Raw genomic sequence first — 1,051 nt, 5'->3', positions numbered from 1 at the left:
TGGGCGGCGATGCTATCGCCCGCGGCGAAATTAAGCTCAGCGATCCGGTCACGAAATACTGGCCAGAACTGACAGGCAAACAGTGGCAGGGTATCCGCCTGCTGCACTTAGCCACCTATACGGCAGGCGGCCTACCGCTGCAGATCCCCGATGACGTTAGGGATAAAGCCGCATTACTGCATTTTTATCAAAACTGGCAGCCGCAATGGACTCCGGGCGCTAAGCGACTTTACGCTAACTCCAGCATTGGTCTGTTTGGCGCGCTGGCGGTGAAACCCTCAGGAATGAGTTACGAAGAGGCAATGACCAGACGCGTCCTGCAACCATTAAAACTGGCGCATACCTGGATTACGGTTCCGCAGAACGAACAAAAAGATTATGCCAGGGGCTATCGCGAAGGGAAGCCCGTACACGTTTCTCCGGGACAACTTGACGCCGAAGCCTATGGCGTGAAATCCAGCGTTATTGATATGGCCCGCTGGGTTCAGGCCAACATGGATGCCAGCCACGTTCAGGAGAAAACGCTCCAGCAGGGCATTGCGCTTGCGCAGTCTCGCTACTGGCGTATTGGCGATATGTACCAGGGATTAGGCTGGGAGATGCTGAACTGGCCGCTGAAAGCTGATTCGATCATCAACGGCAGCGACAGCAAAGTGGCATTGGCAGCGCTTCCCGCCGTTGAGGTAAACCCGCCCGCCCCCGCAGTGAAAGCCTCATGGGTGCATAAAACGGGCTCCACTGGTGGATTTGGCAGCTACGTAGCCTTCGTTCCAGAAAAAAACCTTGGCATCGTGATGCTGGCAAACAAAAGCTATCCTAACCCTGTCCGTGTCGAGGCGGCCTGGCGCATTCTTGAAAAGCTGCAATAACTGTCACGCCCCCCTGCAATAACTGTCACGAACCCCTGCAATAACTGTCACGCCCCCAAACCTGCAAACCCAGCAGGGGCGGGGGCTGGCGGGGTGTTGGAAAAATCCATCCATGATTATCTAAGAATAATCCACTAGGCGCGGTTATCAGCGCCCTTGTGGGGCGCTGCTGCCCTTGCCCA

Annotated in this window: 1 protein-coding gene; it reads left to right on the top strand. The window is 55.9% G+C overall.

The annotated features are described in order from the left end of the window. Positions 1–869 (top strand): serine hydrolase (locus tag R7E78_RS24635; RefSeq protein ID WP_318058411.1); only part of this gene is annotated, 869 nt, incomplete at its 5' end. Between the last annotated feature and the right edge of the window lie 182 nt (positions 870–1,051).

This window comes from Vibrio sp. YT-19(2023), from assembly GCF_033337395.1.
Note: the sequence above shows the minus strand (reverse complement) of the source record. Positions and strands in the feature narration are given on the sequence as shown.